General features: G+C 63.8%; 16 protein-coding genes. 7 read left to right on the top strand and 9 right to left on the bottom strand.

Going from position 1 to position 16,428, the window contains the following annotated elements; genetic code table 11:
* Window positions 1-2 precede the first annotated feature (2 nt).
* From ACE04I_RS23430 to ACE04I_RS23440, 3 genes are read right to left on the bottom strand one after another with little or no spacing between them, the layout of a single operon-like run.
* Window positions 3-2,819, bottom strand: a complete 2,817-nt coding sequence (locus tag ACE04I_RS23430) for a DUF4159 domain-containing protein (protein WP_487207665.1) — start codon at window positions 2,817-2,819, stop codon at window positions 3-5.
* Window positions 2,819-3,736 carry a DUF58 domain-containing protein gene (locus tag ACE04I_RS23435; RefSeq protein WP_046795508.1) on the bottom strand — a complete coding sequence of 306 codons (918 nt, stop codon included), beginning with the start codon at window positions 3,734-3,736 and terminating at the stop codon, window positions 2,819-2,821. The genes ACE04I_RS23430 and ACE04I_RS23435 overlap by 1 nt, the downstream gene beginning before the upstream one ends.
* Before the next feature lie 32 nt (window positions 3,737-3,768).
* A complete protein-coding gene (locus ACE04I_RS23440) occupies window positions 3,769-4,782 on the bottom strand; it encodes an AAA family ATPase (RefSeq protein ID WP_046795507.1) in 1,014 nt (337 codons plus the stop codon).
* A gap of 172 nt (window positions 4,783-4,954) precedes the next feature.
* On the opposite strand from ACE04I_RS23440, the gene ACE04I_RS23445 reads away from it, so the two are divergent.
* Genes ACE04I_RS23445 through ACE04I_RS23455 form a run of 3 tightly spaced genes read left to right on the top strand, consistent with a single transcriptional unit; the run spans window position 4,955 to window position 7,481 of the window.
* Window positions 4,955-5,590, top strand: coding sequence for a DUF1285 domain-containing protein (locus ACE04I_RS23445; protein WP_046795506.1), 636 nt, complete (start codon window positions 4,955-4,957; stop codon window positions 5,588-5,590).
* Entirely contained in the window at window positions 5,587-6,222 is a 636-nt protein-coding gene (locus ACE04I_RS23450) for a CoA pyrophosphatase (protein ID WP_046795505.1), read from the top strand. The genes ACE04I_RS23445 and ACE04I_RS23450 overlap by 4 nt, the downstream gene beginning before the upstream one ends.
* Window positions 6,219-7,481: a CCA tRNA nucleotidyltransferase gene (locus ACE04I_RS23455; protein WP_487207645.1), complete on the top strand. Its 1,263-nt coding sequence runs from the start codon at window positions 6,219-6,221 to the stop codon at window positions 7,479-7,481. The genes ACE04I_RS23450 and ACE04I_RS23455 overlap by 4 nt, the downstream gene beginning before the upstream one ends.
* 8 nt (window positions 7,482-7,489) lie before the next feature.
* Here the strand turns inward: ACE04I_RS23455 and ACE04I_RS23460 are convergent, their stop codons facing one another.
* The 3 genes from ACE04I_RS23460 to hemF form a co-directional block, all read right to left on the bottom strand.
* Window positions 7,490-7,681, bottom strand: coding sequence for a DUF1059 domain-containing protein (locus ACE04I_RS23460; protein WP_487207646.1), 192 nt, complete (start codon window positions 7,679-7,681; stop codon window positions 7,490-7,492).
* Between the two features lie 105 nt (window positions 7,682-7,786).
* The gene (locus tag ACE04I_RS23465; RefSeq protein WP_046795502.1) at window positions 7,787-8,056 is read right to left on the bottom strand and encodes a hypothetical protein; all 270 of its coding nucleotides are present in this window, start codon (window positions 8,054-8,056) and stop codon (window positions 7,787-7,789) included.
* Between the two features lie 127 nt (window positions 8,057-8,183).
* Window positions 8,184-9,098, bottom strand: a complete 915-nt coding sequence (hemF, locus tag ACE04I_RS23470; RefSeq protein WP_046795597.1) for an oxygen-dependent coproporphyrinogen oxidase — start codon at window positions 9,096-9,098, stop codon at window positions 8,184-8,186.
* Between the two features lie 159 nt (window positions 9,099-9,257).
* Here hemF and ACE04I_RS23475 point away from each other — a divergent pair, with 159 nt between their 5' ends.
* Window positions 9,258-9,515 (top strand): hypothetical protein, encoded by a 258-nt coding sequence (locus tag ACE04I_RS23475; protein ID WP_046795501.1) that lies wholly within the window; start codon window positions 9,258-9,260, stop codon window positions 9,513-9,515.
* Window positions 9,516-9,531: 16 nt separating this feature from the next.
* Here ACE04I_RS23475 and ACE04I_RS23480 read toward each other — a convergent pair whose 3' ends face one another.
* Window positions 9,532-11,184, bottom strand: a complete 1,653-nt coding sequence (locus ACE04I_RS23480; protein ID WP_046795500.1) for a Na/Pi cotransporter family protein — start codon at window positions 11,182-11,184, stop codon at window positions 9,532-9,534.
* A gap of 153 nt (window positions 11,185-11,337) precedes the next feature.
* The gene (gene soxR, locus ACE04I_RS23485) at window positions 11,338-11,823 is read right to left on the bottom strand and encodes a redox-sensitive transcriptional activator SoxR (RefSeq protein ID WP_046795499.1); all 486 of its coding nucleotides are present in this window, start codon (window positions 11,821-11,823) and stop codon (window positions 11,338-11,340) included.
* A gap of 78 nt (window positions 11,824-11,901) precedes the next feature.
* On the opposite strand from soxR, the gene ACE04I_RS23490 reads away from it, so the two are divergent.
* Both ACE04I_RS23490 and ACE04I_RS23495 read left to right on the top strand, forming a co-directional pair.
* A complete protein-coding gene (locus tag ACE04I_RS23490; RefSeq protein ID WP_046795498.1) occupies window positions 11,902-12,471 on the top strand; it encodes an NADPH-dependent FMN reductase in 570 nt (189 codons plus the stop codon).
* Complete coding sequence (locus ACE04I_RS23495) at window positions 12,471-13,685, top strand: MFS transporter (protein ID WP_487207647.1); 1,215 nt, start codon at window positions 12,471-12,473, stop codon at window positions 13,683-13,685. The genes ACE04I_RS23490 and ACE04I_RS23495 overlap by 1 nt, the downstream gene beginning before the upstream one ends.
* A gap of 14 nt (window positions 13,686-13,699) precedes the next feature.
* On the opposite strand, the gene ACE04I_RS23500 is transcribed toward ACE04I_RS23495, so the two are convergent.
* Entirely contained in the window at window positions 13,700-14,161 is a 462-nt protein-coding gene (locus tag ACE04I_RS23500) for a tRNA (cytidine(34)-2'-O)-methyltransferase (RefSeq protein WP_046795595.1), read from the bottom strand.
* A gap of 383 nt (window positions 14,162-14,544) precedes the next feature.
* Between ACE04I_RS23500 and ACE04I_RS23505 the strand changes: the two genes are divergently transcribed.
* Complete coding sequence (locus tag ACE04I_RS23505) at window positions 14,545-16,398, top strand: ABC transporter ATP-binding protein (RefSeq protein ID WP_046795497.1); 1,854 nt, start codon at window positions 14,545-14,547, stop codon at window positions 16,396-16,398.
* Window positions 16,399-16,428 lie beyond the last annotated feature (30 nt).

Consider the following 16,428-nt stretch of genomic DNA (forward strand, 5'->3'; position numbering starts at 1 on the left):
CCTCACTGGCCCAGCCGTTCAAGCAGCGCCGGCACGTGCACCTGGTCTGCCTTGTAGTTGCCGGTCAGCATGTACATCATGATGTTGACGCCGGCGCGGTAGGCGTATTCGCGCTGCATTTCGTCCGGCGGCACGGTCGGCAGCACGGCTATGCCTTGGCTATCAACGGCCCAGGCGCCGGCAAGGTCGTTGCCGGTAATGAGGAGCGGCGTCACCCCGTCCCCGGAGGAGGAAAGCTGCGAGCCGGTATTGCGGGCTTCCTGCCGGGCCTCGACCCATAGCGGGCTGCCGGTATAGCGGCCGGGGAAATTGGTGAGCAGATAGAAGGACCGCGTCAGGACATGGTCTTCCGGGGTCGGCTCCAGGGGCGGGATGTCGATATTGGCAAGGATCGCCTGCAGCCGCTCGCCGTTCGGGGTGGTTCCGCCGCCGTCGAGCGCCGAATACTGGTCCCTTGTATCGAAGAGCACGGTTCCGCCGTTGCGCATATAGGCGTCGATGCGCGAGATCGCGGCCTGCGAAGGCATGGGGGCGGAGGCCGAGATCGGCCAGTAGATGATGGGGTAAAAGGAAAGCTCGTCCTGGGCGATATCGAGGCCCACTGGAGCGCCGGGTTCCAGGGTCGTGCGATAGGTGAGGAACTGGTTCAGACCCTCCAGCCCCTGTTCGGAAATGCGGTCCACGTCCGCCTCGCCGGTGACGACATAGGCAAGATGGGTGGTATCGAGACGTTCCAGGATCTGCTCGTCGCCTGGCTTGGCATCCTGCGCGCGGAGCTCGCCGGGCTGGAAGGCGAGGAGGGCGGCAGCAAACGCGACGATCGTCGCCGTCGTACGGCCGGCGCGCGGGACGCGAGGCAACCGCGAGAAGACGCCGTTCATGAAGAGCACGACGATGCTGTCGAGGATGAGCAGAGCGAAGGCCAGCGCGAAGAGGGCAGGGCGAAGCGACAGCGCTTCTCCGCCGATCAAACCTTCGCGAACGACTGGAACGCCGCCCGCCGCCGGATCGAACGGTGAAAGGACCGTGCCCGGAGCAAGCAGGTTGACCGCCGAGAAGCCGTCCTCCGTGCCGTAGAGGCCGGGCGGATGATCGAAGCTCGCGACCGGGGTCTGACCGGCGGAGATGGCGATCGGCCGTGCCGTGCCGGTTTCGGTGGTCAGGATGCCATCCGCATTGAGCAGGCGATAGGGCGGCAAGGTCGCGGCGGCATCCGCCGTTCCGCCGGAGGTCGAAGCGCCGCCGGCGCGCGAGATCTGGACGACCCGGCGCAGCATTTCGACGAAGTTGCCGGAGAGCGGCAGGTTCGACCAGGTCGCCTCGGCGCTGGTGTGGAAGAGCACGATGCGGCCGGCCTCCACATCACGGGTGGTGACGAGCGGGGTGCCGTCGGCAAGGCTTGCCCAGGTCCGTTCCGCAAGGTCTGGCGTCGGCTCGGCAAGGACCTGCCGGGTGACGGTGATATCGGCGGCGCGCGGCATGCCGGCGAAGGGGCCGAACGACGGGAAATCCGCGAGCGGCTGCGGTTCCGACCAGGACATGGCGCCGCCGAGCGCGCGCTCGCCCTGGCGCAGGATGACGGGGACGAGCGGATCGTCCGCCGGGGCTGCGGCCAGCCGCGGGCCGGCGAAACGGATCAGCGTGCCGCCGCGCGAAATCCATTGCTGCAACGGTTCGTAGGTCTCGGCAGGCAGACGGCCGACATCGGCCATGATGATGGCTGACGGATTGCCTTCCAGGATCTGCGGGATGGAGACGGACAGATCGGCGGTATTGGGCTGGATGACATCCGCATAGGGCGAAAGCGCCCGGCTGATATAGTAGAGCGGCTGCAGGAGCGGCTGAAAGTCGCTGCCGCTCTCGCCGGCGAGCAGTGCCACGCGGCGGCGCTTGAAGCCGTCGTCCAGAAGGTGAGCGGAGCCGGCGGTCGCCAGCCCCTCGATGCCGAGGCGGGCAAAATCGTTGCGCAGCTCGAAGGGGGCGTCGATTTCTGCCGTGGCGGTTGCCGAGCCGGCCGAGAATTCGAGCGTACCGGAAGCAAGCGCCCGGCGCTGGGTATCCAGCGCGTTCACGGTAAGGCTCCGCGAGGCTGCGGTGGAGAGCCGGGTTCCCGTGACCGTCATCGCGCCGGCGTTGTTGACGGCGCCGGTAAGGGCAACCGCGCCCTGTCCATCACCCTCTATGACGCGCATTTCCGTGGGCGTCATACCTGCCAGGGCCGACATGGCCTCTTCATCTCCCGCAACGGCGACGCCGTCGGAAAGCAGGACCAGCGTGCCGGGGCGGGTACCGTTCATCGCTCCGCTTATCGCCTCCGCGGTGCGCGCCCTGTCCGGCACGAGCGGCTGCGGCCTTGCCGCGCCGAGCTTGTCGCGGGCGGCGATGGCGCTGCCGGGGGTGGCGTCATGGCTGGTATCGGCGGTGAAGGTGATCGAGACGGGCAGATCGGCGCTTTCGGCGTCGTCGATCAGCGTGCTTGCGGTTTCGACGCGGCGTTCCCAGTCCGTGGCGCTCGCCCAGCCGTTGTCGATGACCAGCACGAGCGGGCCGGAGTCGTTGAGCGAGCCGGCGCGCGGGTTCAGGACCGGATCGGCGATGGCAAGGATGACGGCGGTGGCGAGCAGCATGCGCAGCAGCGTCAGCCACCAGGGGCTCTTGGACGGCGTCTCCTCGCGCTTCAACACGCTCGCCAGGATCTTCAGCGGCGGAAAAACCTCGGTCTTGGGGCGTGGCGGGGTGAGCCGCAGCAGCCACCAGATGACCGGCAGGGACAGAAGGCCCAGCAGGATGGCCGGATAGGCAAAGGCGAGAGCGCCCATCATCGTCCTCCGATCGGCTTTTGCGCCGGCAAGCCGGAGAGATAGCTATGCACGGCAACCAGGGCTTCGGATGCAAGGTGATCCGTCCGATGGAACACGAAACTCCAACCAAGGTTGCGAAGCGACAGGCCCAAATTTTCACGCCGGGCGAGATAGGCACGCCGATATTCATCCCGGATCGTCTCGGCGCGGCCGGACACAAGCTTCTCGCCGGTCTCCGGGTCGGTGAATTCCGTGCGGCCGTTATACGGGAAAATCTCCTCCGCCGGATCGGCTATCTCGACCAGATGGCCGCGCAGCCCACGGCGGCCGAGCGGTGCGATCCGTTCCATCACCCGGTCTGCATCATCCAGGAAATCGCCGATCAGGACGATATCGCTGTGGCCGCGGATCATGCCGGTTTCGGGAAGCCCGGTCGTCAGCGGCGCGTGGATGATGGCGGTCGCCAGGCGTTCGGCGGCGTTGCGCGCCGAGATCGGCTCCATGATGCCGGGGCAGCCGATCCGCTCGCCGGAGCGGGCGAGGATTTCCGCGAGCGCCAGCATCAGCACCAGCGCCCGGCTTTCCTTGGAGACCGTGCCGAAGGTGGACTTGTACATCATGGAGGGCGACATGTCGGCCCAGAGCCAGATCGTGTGGGCGGCTTCCCATTCTCGGTCGCGGACATAGGTATGGTCGTCGCGGGCGGAGCGACGCCAGTCGATGCGCGACAGGCTCTCGCCCTCGGCATACGGCCGGAACTGCCAGAAATTCTCGCCGATGCCGCGTTTGCGGCGGCCGTGCCAGCCGGCGATCACCGTATTGGCGATGCGCTTGGCCTCCACCATGCAATCGGGCACGAGCACCGCCCGCGCCTGGGCACGGGAAAGGACTTCGCTGCTCGGTGTCTGCTCGACGATCTGGCCGATAGATGCCACGCGCTGTCCTTTCTAAGCCCGCATGAGGGACGTCAGCCCCGGGCTTCCCTGACCAGATTGGCGATGACGTCGCGCACCGACATGCCTTCGGCGCGCGCCGCGAAATTAAGCGCCATCCGGTGTTCGAGCACGGGTTCGGCAAGCGCATAGACATCGTCGAGCGAAGGGGCGAGCCGGCCTTCGTAGAGCGCGCGAGCGCGGGCCGTCAGCATCAGCGACTGGCCGGCGCGGGGGCCCGGGCCCCAGGCGACGTGCTTGTCCGTCGCGGCATTGCCGTGGCCGGGGCGGGCGGAGCGGACGAGATTGAGGATCGCATCGACCACCTTGTCGCTCACCGGCATCTGGCGGATCAGGGTCTGAATTTCCTGGAGCCGCGCCGCGTCGATGATGCCGCGAGGCTTGGTTTCCGAAAGTCCGGTGGTTTCCAAGAGGATCTGCCGTTCGGCGTCAAGTTCCGGATAGAGCACGTCCACCTGCAGCAGGAAGCGGTCGAGCTGGGCTTCCGGAAGCGGGTAGGTGCCTTCCTGCTCCAGCGGGTTCTGGGTGGCGAGCACATGGAAGGGGGCGGGCAGGTCATATCGCTGGCCGGCGACGGTGATGTGATATTCCTGCATGGACTGCAGGAGCGCGGACTGGGTGCGCGGCGAGGCGCGGTTGATCTCGTCGGCCATCAGAAGCTGGGCGAAGACCGGACCCTTGACGAAACGGAAGGAGCGCCGGCCGCTCTCGTCCTGATCCATGACTTCCGATCCCAGGATATCCGAGGGCATCAGGTCAGGCGTGAACTGGATGCGGTTGGCGTCGAGGCCGAGAACGGCACCGAGGGTGGTAACGAGCTTGGTCTTGGCCAGACCCGGAACGCCGACGAGAAGCGCATGGCCGCCGGAAAGCACGGCCAGCAAGGTGTTTTCCACCACGTTCTCCTGGCCGAAGATGACCTTGGCCACCTCGGCGCGGATCGCGGCGATATCCGAAAGGGCGTTTTCCGCAGCGGCGATAATGGCCTTCTCGTCGAGAACGGTTTCGGTGGAATTCATCATGCCCATGTCGTTCTCCTCAGGCCTTTCCCCGCTGCCTTATGCGCGGGTTCGACGAATCGCTGCGGTGCAGCACACGCTTCATCCAAACAAACTTATTACCCGAAATGTGGCTGACAAGCGCGTTTCGAATGACTATCTCGTGAGGAACAATTGCTTACGCGGGAACCGAGACTGAAAGATGGCGAGGGAAACGATCAGTTCCGCATCGGATGCCGCCGGCCTTGCGGCGATGATCTCGCGCGCCGCGGAGCAGGTTGGGGGGCAGGCCGGAAAGGAAAAGCGCGGGCTCCCTCCCGTCGAAAAGTGGAACCCGCCCTTCTGCGGCGATCTCGACATGGAAATCCGCGCGGACGGCACCTGGTTCTACATGGGCACGCCGATCGGGCGGGCTCCGCTGGTGCGGCTCTTCTCCACCGTGCTGCGCAGGGACGAGGACGGGAAGACCTATCTGGTGACGCCCGTCGAAAAGGTGGGCATCCGCGTCGTGGACGCGCCCTTCCTGGCAGTCGAGATGAACGTTACCGAACGTGAGGGCAGGCAGGTGCTCACCTTCCGCACCAATGTGGGCGACGTGGTGGAGGCGGGCGAGGAGCACCCGCTGCGTTTCGTCGTGCATGGCGAGAACCGGGAGCTAAAACCCTATCTTCTGGTGCGCGGGCGGCTGGAGGCGCTGGTTTCCAGGGCCGTGATGTACGACCTGGTCGAGCTCGGCGAGGCGGTCGAGATCGACGGTGTTCCCATGTTCGCCATACGCTCTGGAAACCAGGTCTTTCCGGTGATGCCGGAAGCCGAACTCGACGCCCTTTCCAGATGAGTGAATTCCCCCTTTATTCAGCCGATGAATTCCGCCATCGCGCCCTTCACCAGAACGGCGGCCCGATCGATCATGCATGGCGGGACCATGGCGATCATCTGCTCAATCCGGATATCGTGACGCAGGTGGAAGGCCTGAAACTGCGTGATGCGGCGGTGCTCGTGCCGGTGATAGACGATGGCGAGGAGGCGAAGGTCATCCTCACGCAACGGACGGCGAGCCTCAGAAAGCATTCGGGGCAGATCGCCTTCCCGGGAGGCGCGATCGATCCCACCGACATTTCACCCGAACAGGCGGCGCTGAGGGAAACGGAAGAGGAGATCGGTCTCGACCGCTCCTTCGTGGAACCGCTGGCGCGGCTGCCCACCTATTTCGCCGCGACGGGCTTCCGCATCACGCCCGTGCTTTCGGTCGTGCGGCGAGGCTTCGAGTTGAGGCCGAATCCGAAGGAAGTGGACGAAATATTTGAAGTTCCGCTATCTTTTCTGATGACTGAGGCGAACCATCAGCGCGGCAGCCGCGTATGGAACGGGGTCGAGCGGCATTTCTACCTGATGCCCTATGGCGAGCGGAAAATCTGGGGTATCACGGCCGGAATCCTGCGCACGCTCTATGAAAGGCTCTATGCATGACGAGCATTGCCGACGAAGACTGGTTCCGCGATCCGGCCTTGCAGAGGATTCTTTCCCTGCTCAATGCCGATGGCGGGGAAGCGCGCGTGGTCGGCGGCGCGGTGCGCAACACGCTGATGAGGCTGCCGGTCGGCGACATCGACATCGCGACCACGCTGCTCCCGGAAATTGTGGTTGAACGGGCCAGGGCGGAAGGCGTCAAGGCCGTGCCGACGGGAATCGACCACGGCACGGTGACGCTGGTTGCGGATGGCCATGGCTACGAGGTGACGACGTTGCGCCGCGATGTCGCAACCGATGGCCGCCATGCGCAGGTCGCTTTCGGCACCGACTGGCAGGCGGATGCGGAGCGCCGTGACCTGACGATCAACGCGCTTTATGCGGATGGCAAGGGTGAGGTGGTGGACCTTGTCGGCGGACTTGCGGATATCGAAAGCCGCACCGTCCGCTTCATCGGCGATGCGGCGACGCGGATTGCCGAGGATCATCTGCGCATCCTGCGCTTCTTCCGGTTCTTCGCCCATTACGGTTCGGGGCGGCCCGATGCCGATGGCCTGCGGGCCTGTGCGCGCGCCAAGGACAGGCTCTCGATGCTCTCGGCCGAACGGGTATGGGCCGAGACGAAGAAGCTGCTTTCGGCCCATGATCCCTCGCGTGCGCTTCTCTGGATGCGCCAGACGGGCGTGCTGACGGAAATTCTGCCGGAAACCGAGAAATGGGGCATAGACGGCATTCACGGACTTGTCGCTTGCGAGCAGGGTCTCGGCTGGGCGCCCGATCCGCTACTGCGGCTCGCCGCCATCGTACCGCCCGACGCGGAGCGTATCGAGGTTCTTTCGAAGCGGCTGAGAATGTCGAATGCGGAGGCTGCGAAACTTGCCGCCTGGGCGGCCGCGCCAAACCTGCCGGACGAGGTGACGGATATCGGCTTCGACCGTTTGCTCTACCGGCACGGCAAGGAAGGCATCCTCATGTGCCTCAAGCTGGCGCTTGCGGCCGCGCGTTCCGGCGCGGAAGGCGATCCGGTGGCGATGCGGAAATCCGCACGGTTTTCCGTGCTGCTCGACAGGGCAGGGAATTATAGCAAGCCCGTCTTCCCGTTAAGCGGTGCGGACGTGCTGGCGGCAGGCGTGCCGGCGGGAAAAAGGGTGGGCGAGATCCTCGCCGCGCTGGAGAAATTCTGGATGGAGCGCAATTTCGTGCCCGACCGGGCGGCGCTTGCCGCCCGACTTGAGGAAATGCTGCGTGACCAGCCGTAATCGGCGGTTCAGGCCGCGTCCGGTTTAGTTTCGTCGCGTATGCGGGCCTTGATATTCTCGACCATGTTCTCGCGGATGATGTCCTCGCCGTGATCGGTGCGCAGATGCTCCACGGCCCGGCGCACGACTTCGGCATCTTGATCGGCTCGGGTGTGCCATTGGCAGCCGGGCACGAGCGTGCCGCATTCGAACAGTCTCATCCCTTTTCCTCCTGTTATCAAACGAATACCTGCCGCGGCGCGTCTCCTTCCGCGCCACGGTGTCCGGGATAACTCGTCAATTACGAACCCGTTCCAGGCCCGCCTTCATTCGGACAGTGCCCAGGCGCGGAAGACCGCGGCTGCCCTGTCTTCATCCGCGACCACCGGCGGCCTTGAATCATTGGCCGCCGTGGCGCCGGCCATCCTGAGGGAAAGCTGGCGTTTCACCTGTTCGACGCAGAAGGAATAGGGCAATTCGCTGCCGCTGCGGGCCCGCATTTCCGTCGCGAGACGATCGATCGTCTCGGGATTGGCGAGAGCGGGGATGCCGGTCCGGCTCTCGGAGAGATTAGGCACTGGCTTGTTCGCTGTCATGGCGATCCTCCTCCGGTGCTACCAGCGCGAAGGTTAACACCGACAGGCGGTTCTGGGTATCAAATTCGTTAACGAAAATGTGTCGATTTGCCTCCGCCGGCCCCATGGTGCTCGCTATGCGAAGCGCTCAAGGCCAGCGCACCACCGGAGGCAGCGAAGACAGGATGGATTCGACATTCCCGCCCGTCTTCAGACCGAAAATGGTGCCGCGGTCGTAGAGGAGATTGAACTCCACATAACGGCCGCGACGGATGAGTTGCTCGTCGCGGTCATCTTCCGTCCAGGGCTGGTTGAAGTTGGAGCGGACGATCTTGGGATAGACGAGGCTGAAGGCCCGACCTACATCCTGCACGAAGGCGAAATCGGCGTCCCAGCCGCCCTTTTCTTCTTCCGAATGCAGCCAGTCGAAAAAGATGCCGCCGATGCCGCGCGGCTCGTTGCGGTGCTTCAGGAAGAAATATTCGTCGCACCATTGCTTGTAGCGGCCGTAATCCGCGACGGTGGCGTGGCGGCCGCAGGTGATTTCCATGGCGCGATGGAAAAGCAGGCTGTCGGGATCGGTCTGCTCGCGGCGACGGTCCAGAACCGGCGTCAGGTCGGCGCCACCGCCGAACCATTGGCTGGTCGTCACCACCATGCGGGTGTTCATGTGAACGGCCGGCACATTGGGATTGATCGGATGGGCGATCAGCGAAATGCCGGAGGCCCAGAAACGCGGGTCTTCCTCGGCGCCGGGGATCTGGCTGCGGAAATCGGCAGAAAATTCACCGTAAACGGTGGAGGTGTGGACGCCGACCTTCTCGAAGACGCGGCCTTCCATCATCGACATCCTGCCGCCGCCGCCCGCGCCGTCGTCACGTAGCCAGTCCTTGGCTACGAAGCGGCCGGGCTGCTGGTCGGAGAGGGGGCCGGCCAGCTCGTCCTCCAGGGTTTCGAAGGATGCGCAGATGGTATCGCGCAAGCTCTCGAACCAGGCCTTGGCGGTGGCCTTCTTCTCCTCGATATCCGCGTGCAGCCCCTTCGGCAGTACCGGCCGTTCCATCGTCTCACCCCATGGTGCGATTCGTCTTTCTGAAAGCGTCATTAGCAGCAATGGCTTTCCCGAGCCATTCGCCAGACTGACGCGCCGTCATACGCCTGAAAAATCGGACTCGCAAAGAATCTGACGGCGCATTATCTTGCCTCCATAGAGGTGAAGTGCATGGCGAAACAGACACCGCCGCCACTTGACGGCCTGAAGCGCAGGATCGACCGGCATCGGCAGGAGAAGGCCGGCAAGCCGTCGGGCATGTTCGTTCGCGAAACCTTCCTGCTTTCACGCGAGGAAGCGCGCGAGAAGGCGCGCGAATGGTTCGACGCCTTTCCGAAAGCCGCATACTGGACCGAGGTGGAAAGCTGGCGCCAACTCGAGGGCGACCGGATCGAATTCACCATGCGGCGGCTGCCTTCGGCCGATTAGGCCGGGTTTCCATATCTCACGAACGCGGTTCGGCCTGTCTCAGACGGCTTTCAACGAGCACGCCGCTATCGTCCAGGATCGGATGGGCGACGGAGACAATATGCGCATTGATACGCTTCAGGTCGCGCAGCAGGTCGAGGTGCAGCGAGCTTGTCTGCAGGCTTTCCAGCTTGCCGTCGCGCAGGCGTTCCAGATGCCGCTCGGCTGACTGTTTCTCCATGTGGCGCACATTGACCTTGATCTCCATAAGCTGGCGGGCGAGATCGAAATCGCCGGTGACGAAGATGGTCTGGGCGACGCGCAGGTTATCGACCGTGAGATTGAACAGGTTTTCCAGCTCCCGATAGCCGTCGTCGGAGAATTTCAGGCCGTTGTCGATCTTCTTCCTGACCTCGCCGCAGAGGCCCTTCTCGACGATGTCGCCGATATGCTCCAGATTGATGACATAATCGATGATGGCGATCGAGCGCCTCGCATTCTCGTCATCCAATCCCCCGCGCCCAAGCTTCGAAAGATAAAGTTTCACCTCCTGCTGGATCAGGTCGACGCGCTTTTCGAGCGTTTCGATCTCCTGCAATGGAGCCAGATCATTGTGCTTGAAAGCGTTTTCGGTGCGGATCAGCATCCGCTCGATGAGATCGCCGACGCCGAGCACCTCCCGCGTGGCATTGGCAAGCGCCACGACCGGCGTTTCGAGCGCATCGGGATCGAGGAAGCGCGGACCGGTTTCCGCGCTTTCCTCCGTGGGGACGAGCCGGGTCATCAGGTCCGAGATCAAGCCGGAGAAGGGCCAGGCGAGTGCGGCAAGCAGGACGTTGAAGATCAGATGGGCGTCGACCGGCAGCTTCTGCGGCGAAAGCGGCAGCGTCTGCAGGAACTCGGCGCCGTAGCCGGCGAGCGGCAGCGCGATAAGGCAGCCGATGGCGCGAACGGTCAGATTGCCGAGCGTGATGCGGCGGGCGGCCGCGGGGCCGGAAAGGGTGGCGATGACGGGCGGCACGGCTCCGCCCAGATTGGCGCCGAGGATCAGCACGATGACCAGCCCGGCCGAAAGGATGCCGGTCGAGGCAAGCGACAGGATCAGCACCACCATCGCAAGGCTGGAAGAGGACACGAAGGCGAGACCGGCGGAGAGAAGCAGCGCCACGGGCCAGGCATTGTCGAGAAGGCCGATGAAGGCGGCAAGCGCCGGCGAACTCCGCATCGGTTCGGTTGCGGCCGACAGAAGATGCAGCGAAAGCAGCATCAGACCTACGCCGATCAGCGCGGCGCCGCCGCCCTGGCGGGCGCTCGATCCGCTGCGATGGAGGATGAGGCCGGCCAGGATGACGAGCGGCGAGAGCCATTCGATGCCGGTCGCCACGATCCAGGCCGTGACGGCCGTTCCCACATTGGCGCCGAGCAGCACGATCTGCGCCATGCGCGGCCGGATGAGATCGCGCTCCACGAAGGAGGCGACGGTGAGGGCGGTGGCGGTGGAGCTTTGCAGCGCGACCGTTGCCACGAAGCCGGAGAGGAAGGAACGCGGACCATTGCGGGTTCCGGTCGCGAGGCCGGTGCGGAGTTTCGGGCCGAAGGCGCGCGAGACCCCATCCTTCACCTGCGCGAGGCCGAACAGCAGAAGGGCGACGGCGCCCAGCAGGTTCACGATGACGATGGTGGATTCCATGCGGCTCCCCAGATGGCCGAACCGGAAATGCCGGAATCCGGTTTGCCGGCTAAGGATGATAACGCCGGCCGGCCAATCCTTACAATGCTTTCGGCGAGGGTTTCCGAAAAGAATTCGACAGACACGACGTCGGACATTTCCGGGTAGAATGCGCTAGCCGGCGGAAGGTTCTGTAAAATCCTCCAAGGGTAGAAGTCGTGGGCCTGCGCCTTGTTCCGAAAGAACGTCATCAGGATTGCGCAGCGGGCATTCGTGCATCGAGAGACAGCCGCAGCCGATGCAGTCGGTCAAATGGTTCCGGAGCGCGGTGAGGCTCTCGATGCGCGCGTCAAGCTGCCGTTTCCACGTTTCGGAAAGCCGCTGCCAGTCCTTGGCGGTCAATGGCCGATCGTGCGGCAGGACGGACAGCGCCTCGGCGATATCGGCGAGCGGGATGCCTGTTCGCTGCGCCACCTTGATGACGGCGACCCGACGTAACACGACGCGGGGGTAACGCCGCTGGTTGCCGCGGTTGCGCCAGCTTTTTATCAATCCCTTGGTTTCGTAAAAATGCAGCGTCGAGACCGCGACGCCGCTGCGCTCAGCCACTTCGCCCACGGTCAGTTCAAGGGGGATGCGCCGGTCCGGAGTTTTCTTCATCGCTGCTATTGACCTCAATATTACTTGAGGTTTTATAGCAGGTGCTCCCATGAACCGAAAGCCCGGGAGCAATCTCCGATGAAAACAAAAATCACCGTGGCGCTGATCTATGGCAGCGCGAGGCCTGGCCGTTTCTGCGATGTCGTCGCCGATTGGGTGCTGACGCACCTGCCCGAGATGATGGCGGCGGATATCGTGATCGTCGATCCCGCTGACCTGGCCGCCGAGACGCGCAATGCGAAGGCGGACATGCAGGCCAGGATTGCGCGCGATCTTGCCCGTGCCGATGCCTTCCTGGTCGTCACGCCGGAGTACAATCACGGCTATACGGCGGCGCTCAAGGAGCTCATCGACATGTTCTATGAGCCCTGGTGGGGCAAGCCTGTCGGCTTCGTCTCCTATGGCGGCGTATCGGGAGGCCTTCGCGCGGTGGAGCAGTTGCGCCAGGTCTTTGCCGAGCTCGGCACAGTGGCGATCCGCGAAAGCGTCAGCTTCGCCCATGCCCATGAGAAATTCGACGACGCCGGAAACCTGTATGAGCCGCAGCGGGCTGCCCGGCAGCTCGAAAAACTGGCGAGGCAGCTCACATGGTGGGCTTCGACGCTGAAGGCCGGCCGCGAGGCGCTCGTCGTCGAGGAGGCTGTCTGATGCTGAACAGACCCGCCACTTTGCAAACATCGCCTGTAAGGCTGGTGCCGGAAAGCTACCGCAATGCCACGCTGCTTTCGTTAAGCACGCTGACGATCATGTCCGGAGCGACCATCTCGGCCTCGCTTCCCGGCATCGAGACGCGGTTCGCGGACGTGCCGAACGTGGCGCTGTTGAGCCGTCTCGTGCTGACGCTGCCGGCGATCTTCATCGCTGCCTTCTCGCCTATCGCCGGCCTGGTGATCGACCGTTTCGGGCGCAAGCCGCTGCTGGTCGCAGCACTTTCGCTCTTTGCGATAGCCGGCTGCTCCGGTCTCTTCGCCCAGACGCTCACCGGATTGCTGATCGGCCGCGCCGTGCTCGGGCTTGCCGTCGGCGGCATCATGACCGTCAGCACCGCGCTGGTCGGTGATTTCTTCACCGGGCCGGCGCGCGACCGCTATATGGGCCTGCAGCAGGCTTTCGTCGGCGTCGGCGGAACGATCTTCCTGACGGGCGGCGGCTTCCTTGCGGAAATGCATTGGCGCGCGCCCTTCCTCATCTATGCGCTTGCCTTTTTGGTGCTGCCTGCCGTGCTGTTGTTCATATCCGAGCCGGTGCGGGTGGCGACCGCCACCGTGAAGGGACAGGCGGGCCGGCTCGGGGCAAGGGGCATCATCCTCCTGGCGATGCTGTTTGCCGCCGCAGTCTTCAACATGATCATCTTCTACATGATCCCCACACAGCTTCCCTTCTTCCTGAAGGATATCGGGGTTGCGGCACCCAGCCTTGCGGGCGTGGCGATCGGAGTCGTCAGCGCCCTGGTCTTTGCCCGCTTCCGGCGCGTGCTTGGCATCATGGGGGTCTTCGCGCTCGCCTTCGGCTCGATCGGCTCGGCCTTCCTGATGTTCTCCATCTCGGAGCACTATGCGGGCGTTCTCGTCGGCATGGCGATCTCGGGGATCGGCATGGGAACGATCATGCCGAACTTCGCGGCAGCCGCCATGATGCTCGCGCCGCCGCAATCGCGCGGACGGATTTCCGGTTTGCTGGTATCGAGCATCTTCCTCGGCCAGTTCCTCTCGCCACTGGTCTCTCAGCCGGTGATCGCGGCAAGCGGCTATGCAGCTGCTTATGGACTGGCGGGATTGGCAGCGGTGACCGTCGCCTTCGGTGCGCTGGCGGCGCGGCTGACGGCCGGGACGATGACTACGGCGAGGGAAGGGGGAGGGTGATGCCTACTGCTGCCTCAGCCGAAACCCGTTTGCCGGAGCGCTTCTCCGGCAATCATCGCCGCCGACATCGCGACGTTGATGGAACGCTGACCCGCGACCATGGGGATGAGGACCCGCTCCTCCGCCTTCTCGTGCACATGGTCGGGGACGCCGGCGCTTTCCCGGCCGAAAAGCAGAATGTCGTCGGGGCGATAGGTGAGCTGGGTATAGGGCAAGGCCGCCTTGGTGGAGGCAAGCACGAGACGGCGGCCGCTTGCCGCCCGCCAATCCTCGAAGGCCTGCCAGTTCACATGCCGCGTCAGGGTAACGTTTGCGAGATAATCCATGCCGGCCCGCTTCAGGTTGCGATCGGAAAGATCGAATCCGGCGGGTTCGATCACGTCGACGCCAAGGCCGAGGCAGGCGGCAAGCCGCAGGATCGTGCCGGTATTGCCGGGAATATCGGGCTGGTAGAGAGCGATGCGCAACTGGGTCATGAAAGCCGCATAATGGAAATCACGGCCGCTGCTCAAGAGAATTCCGCTACACGGTCTAGCTGTGACGTCCACGCAACAGACAAGACTTTGTCACCTATAATTGCCGATTTGCTCTTCCCATTTGACGGTCGAACGGGTAAAAGCGCATCGTTCTCAACGCCAACTCAAGGAGGCCCACATGGATATGACCGTGCTCTCGCGCCTCCGTCCCCAGATCGTTGCGATCCTGGTTTTGGCGTAGGTCGTTCGCGGTTTCCCGCAAACCTTCTCTTCCCTAATTCGTTACGTGGCCGTTGTACGGCCTCGATATTCTGATTTCCGCCGTTCGTCCCGCGGCCGTGTTTTGCGGTCCAGCAACGGCGATTCGATTGATGGAGCAGTCAATGTTCTCCTGGTTTGAACGGCGTTTGAACCCTTATCCGGTCGATGCGCCGACCTTGCCGCCCAAAGGGCTCATGGCCTTCTGCTGGCATTATACGAAGCCGGCGGCGCCCTGGCTGGTGCTGATGTCCATCCTCACGACGCTGATTGCCGTGGGGGAAGTGGCGCTTTTCCAGTTCCTCGGCGATATCGTCGACTGGCTATCCCATGCCGATCGCGAGACATTCCTTCAAACGGAATGGCCGCGGCTGGCGTTGATGGCGTTTGTCGTGCTGATCGGCCTGCCGGTCGTCGCAGGGCTTAATGCGCTCATCATGCACCAGATCCTGATGGGCAATTTCCCGATGATCGCCCGCTGGCAGATGCACCGCTTCCTGCTCCGGCACTCGATGACCTTCTTCGCCAACGAGTTCGCCGGCCGGGTTTCGACGAAGGTGATGCAGACTTCGCTCGCGATCCGCGAGACGGTGATGAAGGTGCTCGACGTCTTCGTCTACGTCGCGGTCTATTTCATCTCGATGATCGCGGTCGTTGCGGCTGCGGATTGGCGGCTGGTCATTCCGCTGGTCGTCTGGATGATCCTCTATGCGGCGATCGTCACCTATTACGTGCCGCGGCTGAAGAAGATCTCGGCCGATCAGGCGGATGCGCGCTCGATGATGACCGGCCGCGTGGTCGACAGCTATACCAACATCGCCACGGTGAAGCTGTTCTCCCATGCCGGCCGTGAAGAGGCTTACGCCCAGGATGCGATGAACGCTTTCCTGGAAACCGTGCACCGGCAGATGCGCAAGGTGACCAATTTCCAGGTTCTGGTCTACCTCATCAACTGCGTGGTGCTCTTCGTCGTCGCCACCATGTCCATCTGGTTCTGGCTGGAAAGCGCGATCTCGATCGGCGCGATCGCCATCGCCATCGGTCTTGCCATGCGCATCAACGGCATGTCGCAGTGGATCATGTGGGAAGTCTCGGCGCTGTTCGAGAATATCGGCACGGTCTATGACGGCATGGAAATGATGACCAAGCCGCATGACGTGGTGGACAAGCCGGCTGCGACCGCGCTCGCCGCAAAGAAGGGGCATATCCGCTACGAGAATGTCCGCTTCCACTACGGCAAGTCGAAAGGCATCATCGAGGGCCTCAACCTGGACATCGAGGCTGGTGAGAAGGTGGGCCTGGTCGGACGTTCGGGCGCCGGCAAGACGACCCTGATGAACCTGCTCCTGAGGTTCTACGACCTCGAAGGCGGTCGCATCACCATCGACGGGCAGGATATCTCGACGGTCTCGCAGGATAGCCTACGGTCGCTGATCGGCGTCGTCACGCAGGACACCTCGCTCCTGCACCGGTCCATCCGCGACAACATCGCCTATGGCCGGCCGGACGCGACCGATGAGGAGATCATCCAGGCGGCCAAGCGCGCCAATGCCTGGGATTTCGTCGAAGGGCTTTCCGACATGCAGGGCCGAAAGGGTCTCGACGCGCATGTCGGCGAGCGCGGCGTGAAGCTCTCCGGCGGCCAGCGCCAGCGTATCGCGATCGCCCGTGTCTTCCTCAAGGACGCGCCGATCCTGGTGCTGGACGAGGCGACCTCGGCGCTCGACAGCGAAGTCGAGGCGGCGATCCAGGAAAACCTCTTTGCCCTCATGCAGGGCAAGACGGTGATCGCGATCGCCCACCGCCTCTCGACGCTGACCGAGATGGACCGGCTGATCGTGCTCGACAAGGGCCGTATGATCGAGACCGGCACCCATCAGGAACTGGTGGCTTCCGGCGGCATCTATGCCGACCTGTGGACCCGCCAGTCCGGCGGCTTCCTCGCCGACCACGAAGCCGAAGAGGTTGCGGCGGAATGAAAAAGGGTGCTCCCCGTTCGCGGGGAGCGC

The organism is Rhizobium moroccans (assembly GCF_057559155.1).